The sequence below is a fragment of the Bradyrhizobium sp. UFLA01-814 genome, assembly GCF_046718885.1.
GTDB classification, from domain to species: Bacteria; Pseudomonadota; Alphaproteobacteria; order Rhizobiales; family Xanthobacteraceae; genus Bradyrhizobium; species Bradyrhizobium elkanii.
In genome coordinates, this window is sequence record NZ_JAQOSR010000053.1 from 40,612 (window position 1) to 48,430 (window position 7,819).

Below are 7,819 nucleotides of genomic sequence, written 5' to 3' on the forward strand. Positions count from 1 at the left end.
GAAGCCCGAGGACAACACTTGAGGCGCGCTGGCGGTTCGCTCGCGACTAAGCAGTTGAGCGAGGCGTCACCCGATGTGATGTAGGCGGCAGGGTAGGCCGTTTACGTCTTGATCCGGCGCTTGAACTCCTCGCGCAGCCGCTCGATCGCAGGGCAAAGCATGGCGCTTGAACGGGTGGATGACGACAGCTCTGGATTTGCGAGGCCGAAACTCGGCCTCGCATTTGCTGCTCGCCATGCTGAGACACCGGTCGTGCTCCTGGTGCTGGGCGTGGCCTTGGTCATCGGGCTTGCGACCGCCGCGGATTACGGGCTGTCCACCGACGAATTCAACACCGACGAGTACGGCCCCAAGGCGCTTGCCTGGTACACGAGCGCCTTTGCGGACCGGTCTCAGTTTGAGGCGGTCGAAGAGTATCTGTGGATGTATGGACCGTGGTTTCAGATGCTTGTCGCGGCCGTGCAGTCGCTTGAGCTCGCGAGCCCGATCACGGTCCGGCACGCAATGACCTTCCTGTTGGGCCTCGCTGGGCTCGCCGCCGTCGTGCCGATGGCACGACTCACGGTCGGATACTGGGCTGGATTGACGGCACTCACCCTGTGCCTGCTGACCGGCTACCTGTACGGCAACCTGTTCTTCGCCCCGATCGACGTGCCGTTCCTGTTCGCCATGAGCTGGTCGACGCTCGCGATCGTCCTGATGGTGCGGCAGGAGGTGCCGAGCTGGCCTCTGACCCTTGCGACCGGCCTTGCCACTGGCCTCGCTATCGCGACGCGCACCGGCGGGGTGATTACGCACGCCTACCTCGTCGGCGGCATGAGCCTGTGCGCGCTCGAGGCGCTGCTGCGCCATGGCCGCGCAGGCTATGGCCAATTGCGCCAGATCGCCTTGCATATGTTGCTTGTCATCCTCATCGCCTGGCTGACGGCGATTGCGCTCTGGCCGTGGTTGCAGATTGGAAATCCGCTCATACAATTCCTTGAGGCTTATAGGCACTTTGGTACGCTCGACACCTCGTTCGAATTCCAGAACTGGGGCCGGCTCACGTTCACCGATAACGTACCCGCCTCGTACATCCCCGGACAGCTCCTGGCGCGTCTGCCGGAGGGCTTTTTGGCGTTGCTGTTGCTGGGCATGGCGGTCTGGATCGGTGCTGCAGGGTCGTGGACCTGCGCCACCCTCGGCGCCCTGCGCCGGTCCGGCATCGTGGGACTGCGACAAGTCGCGGCCGAGCTCGCAGGATCGCGCGCGGTGCTGGTCGTCGGTGTGGCGGCGTTCGGGCCGATCGCGGTGCTCATCCTGCAGGGCTCGACGCTCTATGACGGTGTCCGCCATGTATTGTTCGTGATCCCAATGCTCGCCATCGTGGCCGCGCGCGGGCTTGCGAGCCTCTTGCCCTTCTTCCGACGCCTCCCGATTGTGCCCGCGGCCCTCGGGGTCGCGCACACGGCCGCCATCGTGGCGACGCTCATCATCCTGCATCCGCTCGAATATATCGCGATGAACAGTCTGGCAGGCGGCGTTGCCGGCGCTTACGGCCGCTTCGACCTCGATTATTGGAGCATGGCGGCTCCCGAGGCACTGCGCCGCCTCGAGGATCGAATTGACGCCGAAGGCCGGTTCGCGGGCGATCCGCCGCGCGTGCTGATCTGCCTGGCCTGGCGCGAGCAACTGGCGGGCGTGATGTTCCGTCGCAACTGGATTGCAGAAACGCATCCGGAAGAGGCCGACTACCTGATCGCCACAGAGCGCTGGCCTTGTGCCGACGGCACGACGGCCGTACCGGTTGATGAGGTCACGCGATTCGGTCGCCCGTTCGCCAAGATCTACGCGAATCGTCGCGGGCTCGGCGAGTGACGCCAAGTCAGGCGCGACTTGGCAATGGCATCTACTTCTTCGCCTGCGATTCAATCGGGGGCGCCGCAGCCTTTCGGCCCAACATGACCGGGCGACGTTTTCGCGGGAGGACTGCCTCACGCCGGCTCTCCTTGGCGCGATCGATCGCCACGGCGCGCGCCAGCCGCGTGATCATGTCGAGCTGGAGCCGCAGCTTGAGATGCAAGTTGAGCATGATGAGCAGGCTGATCACGACCCAGATATAGACGATGAGGTCGGAGCCGCGCCCGATTCCCACGAGGGCCGCAAGTGCTGTGGCGTGCTCTTGCATCCAGACGAAGTAGAGGCCGGCGAGCGCCGCGCCGCTCGCGAGCAGGCCGATGATCGGCACTGTCCGATGCGCAGACCAGGCGTAGACCAGAACCAACGTCAGAAGGGCCGTCAGCAACAGCTGCGCGATCATCGGTAGAGCCTCCGCGCAAACAGATCGATCAGGATGGTCAGCGCATCGGTGATGCGTTGACCCTTGCCGAGCGAATAGGCGCTGTACTCGATATTCACCGGCACTTCGACAATGCGCAGGCGGCTCAGCGCGATCTGGTGCAGGATCTCGGACGCGTGCGCCATTCGGTTCTGTCGCAAGGAGATCGCGCGGGCGCCGCGCGAGGTCATCGCCCGTAGACCATTGTGGGTATCGGTGACCGGCAGTCCGGTGCTTGCGCGCGTGAACCAGAGCGCGACGCTGAGCAGGATGCGGCGCGCCATCGGCAGATTTGCGGTCGCGCCGGTGAGAAAGCGGCTGCCGAGCGCGAAATCGATGCCGGGCTGCTCGATCGCCGCGAGCAGCGCCGCGATGGCCGCGGGGGAATGCTGGCCGTCGGCGTCGAACGTGACAAGCGCATCCGCACGCTGCTCGAGGGCGTAGTCGATGCCGGTCTGCAGCGCGGCGCCCTGTCCGAGGTTGATCGGATGCCGGACGACGACCGCGCCTGCGAGCGACGCGACGTCGCCGGTGCGGTCGCCGGAGCCATCATCGACCACGACGACGGTGTATCCGGCGCGGCGAATGCCGGACACGACGCTGCCGACCACCGGCGCTTCATTGTACGCCGCGACAACGACCCAAGGATTGCGAATCCGGCCGGTCATGTCTCATCCATCCGCAACAAGAACAACCCGTGGGAGGGCTCGTATCATGGGGACGCCTTGCTCAAGACCACGCGCATCGCGTCGAACAAGTTCACCGGAATTGCAAACCGGTTGCCGGTCGGGCTGGCCGCGATCTTGCGGTCGAGCATGCGACCGACCTGGAAGGCGATCAGTGAGAGCGGCACGAATTTCCAGGGGTGATCGGAACTCTCGACGCGAAGGCCGACCGAATGGGCCAGAGACGCGATGCTGTCGCGGTTGAAGAACCACAGGTGCTGCGGAGGCGTCATCAGGCGCCAGTGCGCGCCGGTCGACCGCGCCGCCAAGGAACCGAAGTCTCCGGTCGTCAGCACGATGATTCCGTCTGACCGGAGATGGTCCGCGAACAGCGCGAGGGCTTCCTGCGGGTCGGGCAGATGCTCGATGACGTCGAGCAGGACGATGACATCCAGGGTGCCAAGCGACTTGAGAGTAGCTTCGCTCAGCAGGCCGCAGACGACGTTCAAGCCGAGATCGCCAGCGTGCGCGGCAGCCGCCTCCACCGGCTCAATGCCGCTCACCTCAAATCCGGCGCGGCGGGCTTCATCGAGAAAGAAGCCGTAGGCGCAACCGATCTCGAGCAGGCGGCCCTGTGGCTTGCGGCGCTGGATGAATTCGACCGTGCGGGCGAACTCGCGCCGTAGCACGGGCTCGGCGCCGCGATAGTCGGCGTAGCCGTCGGACTGATGGCCGGAAAAGTAGCCATCGTCGTAATAGGCGAGGGGATCGAAGTTCGATGCCTCGGTGCGTCCCAGTCCGCAGTCACGACATTGAAAGATGTCGCAACCGTTCTTGGTGTAAAGCAACCGATGCGGCGTCGCCCGACTGCACGCGGGACACTCAAGCGTCAGCGCAGCTCGGTCGTTTCGCATCAGCACCTGCGTCCCCTCCAATGGCGCTTCTTCCGTGCGAAAAAACGCTTCCGACGCCGAACTGTTCCGCTCGGCGAACCGCCACGGGGTCGCAGGCTGCCTGGCTGGCCGCTGCGAAATAGATCGAGGATGGTCCACACTCTCGCCGGTGCAGCACGGTGAGACGGCGGTCGCCCGAGGGTACGACGCCGAAGCTACCGGGCGCTAGCGTCGTCACGCTGGCGCAACGTCAGCTGAGGCTGATCTCGAGCTGCTTGGGCGCGTTGTCGCCCAGGATGCTGGCGGGCTGCTCGTCCGTGAGCTCCAGCCTCTTCATGACCGATCGGATAGGAGGGCACGGCGTGCTCCCGGCTCCCTCGCCTTACTCCATCTGCACTTAATGATTCTGAAATTATACAGCAATCTCAATTACATAAGAGTTCGCAGCTTTGTTCTGGGGGCGCACCAAATATCCGCTATTCCACGACATTGTACGATACGGCTCCATTCGCGAGCGCCTTCCTGCTCGACGACTGATTGATCTTGCCGGCCGCCTGAGCAGTTGCCGCCTTGTGCTCATTCGCGCCCCGGTGACGGAGCTTCGAGCACTCATCGCGCCTTGGCGGGGCAATCCCGACCACGAATCAAGCGGCGAGCGTCCCTCATTTCCGCTATGATCAAGCCATGACGATCGGGATTACCGGACCCGGCCGGAAGGTACCACGGCAAAGTGGCGTGGTCAGGCTGATCGTTGCGGCCGTCGTCATCACGATTGGCCTGATCCTGCTCTCGCTCGCGAGCTACTTCCTGGTCGATTGGCTGTGGTTTTCCTCGATCGGCTACCTGCAGGTTTTCTTGACGGCGATCGGCGCCAAGGCGATCGTCTTTTTCGTTGTCTTGGCGGCGACCACCGTTTTCCTCTGGCTGAACGGAACGCTGGCGGCGCGGTTTGCCATCCAGCGGCCGCTACAGATCGCAGCCGCCCCGTGGAAGGTGCCCGATGTTACGCCGCCGCCCGATCCGTTGGTAATACTGCGCGATCAATTAATCCGGCCGCGGTTTATCGCGCTCGGTGCGGGTTTGCTCGGCGTGCTGGTTGCCGCAGGCGAAGCCGGCAATTGGGGTATCTTCCTGCAGTTTCTCTACCACGTGCCCTATGGCGCGGAGGATCCGCTCTACAACAAGGACATCGGCTTCTATCTCTTTTCGCTACCCGCCTATATGGCGATCAAGAACTGGATGCTGCTCGCAATCGTCCTGAGCGCGCTGTTTGCCGGAGCGATCTATTGGGCGCGCGGCGACATCGAATACGATCTTCACCACCGATCAATCTCGCCGACGGTGATCGCGCATGGCTCGGCGTTGGTTGGCCTTCTGTTCGCGGTGAAGGCCTGGTCCTATGGGCTCGACCGCTATCTGCTGCTCTACGGCGACAATGGTGTCGTGGTCGGGGCGAGCTACACCGATGTCCATCTGGGGCTGCCGGCTCTGTGGCTGATGATCGGGCTTTCGATCATCGCGGCGTTCATCGCATGGGCCAATTTGTGGGCGTGCACCTACCGGCTTCTTGCCGCCGGGGTCATCCTCGTCGGCGCCGGCTCTGTCGTGCTGTCGAGCCTCGTCCCTTCGCTGTTCCGGCATTTCGTCGTCAAACCGACGGAGTTGCAGCTGGAGAAGCCCTACATCGAACGCAACATCGCGCTCACCAGGCAGGCCTACAATCTCGACCGGATCGCAGCCAAGCCGTTTGCCGCCGAACAGAGGCTGACCTTCAAGACCCTGGAAGCGAACAAGGCGACCATCGACAACATCCGGCTCTGGGACTGGCTGCCGTTGTCGAATACCTACGCGCAGCTGCAGGAGATCCGTACCTACTACAAATTCCACGATCTTGACGTCGATCGCTATTGGCTCGACGGCTCCTACCAGAGCGTGATGCTTTCGGCTCGCGAACTGCGAGCCTCCCTGCTGCCGGCGAACGCCCAGACCTGGGTCAACCGCCACGTGCTGTTTACGCACGGCAACGGCGCGGTGATGAGCCCAGTCACCCGAAAGAGCACAGAAGGACTGCCGTTCTTCTATTTGCGCGATATTCCGCCCGTTGCCGACGGCGGTCCCAAGATCGACGAACCGCGCATCTATTTCGGCGAAGAGAGCGACGACTACGTCATCGTCAAGGCCAGCATCCCGGAGTTCGATTATCCGAAAGGGAAAGACAACGCCTACGCGGCCTATGACGGCATTGGCGGTATGCCGATTGGAGCATTGGGATGGAGAACGCTGTTCGCCTACTACTTCAACGACGCGAACCTGGTCCTTTCAAGCTACATCACGGCCGACAGCCGGATCATGATCCGGCGCAATATTACAGAACGGGTGCGCACGATCGCTCCATTCCTCAGGCTCGATCATGATCCCTATCTGGTCATCAGCAACGGGCGGATGTTCTGGATGCAGGATGCCTACACCACGAGCTCCTATTTCCCCTCCGCGCAGCCCGTGCCGGAGCTCGATCTCAACTACATCAGGAATTCGGTGAAAATTGTTGTCGATGCCTATAACGGGACCGTCGATTTTTATCTGATCGACCCACGCGACCCCATTGCAGCGACCTACCAGCGCATCTTTCCGAGCCTGTTCAAGCCGTTCATGACCATGCCGGCGGATTTGCAGACGCACATTCGCTATCCGGAGGATCTGTTCCTGATTCAGGCGCGGCTGTATCAGACCTACCACATGGAGCAGGCCGAAATTTTCTACAACCGCGAGGACTTCTGGCAGTTTCCGCGACAGCCGGGCGGCGACGGCACCTCGGTGATGACCCCCTATTACATCATCATGCGGCTGCCCGGCGAGCCGCAGGCCGAGTTTTTCCTGATGCTTCCCATGGTGCCGAGCCGCCGCGACAACATGATCGCGTGGCTCGCCGCGCGCTGCGACGCGCCCGACTACGGCAAGCTGATCGTCTATGAATTCCCCAAAGAAAAGCTCGTCTACGGGCCGTTCCAGATCGAGGCGCGGATCAATCAGACTACCGAGATCTCGCAACAGCTCACGCTATGGAACCAGATGGGCTCGCGCGTGATCCGCGGCGCGAATTTGCTTGTGATCCCGATCGACAACTCGATCCTTTATGTATCGCCACTCTATTTGCGAGCGGAGCACGGACATCTGCCGGAGCTGAAGCGCGTGATCGCAGCCTACGGTGAGCATGTCGTGATGAAGGAGACGCTCGCTGATGCGCTGGCCGCGTTGTTTGCAGAGCCCGGTGCGGTGCCGGAGGTTTCAAACGCAATGGAAACGGTGTCCCGTGCGGGCGGGGCGGCGAGTCCGGCGCAGCAGGCGCTCGATCGCTACAACCAGGCGATAGAGCGATTGAAGGCCGGAGACTGGAAAGGGTTCGGCACGCAGTTCGATGCCCTGCGCGAGCCCCTGGAGGAAATGAACCGGCGCTCCGTCGGCCACTAATGGCCCCGGGGAATTGTGAGCGTGGACGCGCGCCTCAACCGGGTATTGTTAAAGGTTACATTGCAATTTCAATCACATAAGAGTTCGCAGTTTTGTTCTGGGTGGCGCGCCAAAATCCACGATATTCCGCGATATTTTGCGATGGGAGCCCCGATTGGGAGTGGCAGCCCCTCGATCGACTGATCCTGCAAGCGGTGGTGGGCAGGAGTCTCGCCTTGGCTCGGTGACTTTGCCAGTTCTTCGGGGTTTCTTAGACGCCTGTCGACTGCAAACGCGATTTGTCCATCTACCGGCGTCCATTCGTCGCCACACACGATTTGCTCATTCCCGCTCCATCATGTCGGCGATCGCCTTGATGCGGCTTCTGGCGTATTTCGGCAGGCCGGCGCTCAGCGAATTGCCGCTGTTGAAGGAGCTCTTGCCCATCAGCAGTTGCGCGGGCACGAGGTTCCGCAGAATGGGTGTATTGCTGTATT

Annotated in this window: 5 protein-coding genes; 2 read left to right on the forward strand and 3 right to left on the reverse strand. The window is 62.4% G+C overall.

What is annotated here, in order from left to right; genetic code table 11:
• Positions 1-159 precede the first annotated feature (159 nt).
• The gene (locus PMN64_RS18115; RefSeq protein ID WP_411781610.1) at positions 160-1,857 is read left to right on the forward strand and encodes a hypothetical protein; all 1,698 of its coding nucleotides are present in this window, start codon (positions 160-162) and stop codon (positions 1,855-1,857) included.
• 31 nt (positions 1,858-1,888) lie between these two features.
• On the opposite strand, the gene PMN64_RS18120 is transcribed toward PMN64_RS18115, so the two are convergent.
• The 3 genes from PMN64_RS18120 to PMN64_RS18130 are packed head-to-tail and all read right to left on the reverse strand — an operon-like array spanning position 1,889 to position 4,034.
• Positions 1,889-2,299, reverse strand: coding sequence for a DUF2304 family protein (locus tag PMN64_RS18120; protein ID WP_411781611.1), 411 nt, complete (start codon positions 2,297-2,299; stop codon positions 1,889-1,891).
• Positions 2,296-2,985 (reverse strand): glycosyltransferase family 2 protein, encoded by a 690-nt coding sequence (locus tag PMN64_RS18125; protein WP_411781612.1) that lies wholly within the window; start codon positions 2,983-2,985, stop codon positions 2,296-2,298. The genes PMN64_RS18120 and PMN64_RS18125 overlap by 4 nt, the downstream gene beginning before the upstream one ends.
• A gap of 44 nt (positions 2,986-3,029) precedes the next feature.
• Positions 3,030-4,034: a class I SAM-dependent methyltransferase gene (locus tag PMN64_RS18130; RefSeq protein ID WP_411781614.1), complete on the reverse strand. Its 1,005-nt coding sequence runs from the start codon at positions 4,032-4,034 to the stop codon at positions 3,030-3,032.
• Between the two features lie 525 nt (positions 4,035-4,559).
• Between PMN64_RS18130 and PMN64_RS18135 the strand changes: the two genes are divergently transcribed.
• Complete coding sequence (locus tag PMN64_RS18135; protein ID WP_411781615.1) at positions 4,560-7,343, forward strand: UPF0182 family protein; 2,784 nt, start codon at positions 4,560-4,562, stop codon at positions 7,341-7,343.
• Positions 7,344-7,819 lie beyond the last annotated feature (476 nt).

Bases quoted from the DNA above. Each gene is read 5' to 3' on its own strand.
- PMN64_RS18115 (WP_411781610.1), top strand. From the start codon at position 160: ATGGCGCTTGAACGGGTGGATGACGACAGCTCTGGATTTGCGAGGCCG.
- PMN64_RS18120 (WP_411781611.1), bottom strand. From the start codon at position 2,299: ATGATCGCGCAGCTGTTGCTGACGGCCCTTCTGACGTTGGTTCTGGTC.
- PMN64_RS18125 (WP_411781612.1), bottom strand. From the start codon at position 2,985: ATGACCGGCCGGATTCGCAATCCTTGGGTCGTTGTCGCGGCGTACAAT.
- PMN64_RS18135 (WP_411781615.1), top strand. From the start codon at position 4,560: ATGACGATCGGGATTACCGGACCCGGCCGGAAGGTACCACGGCAAAGT.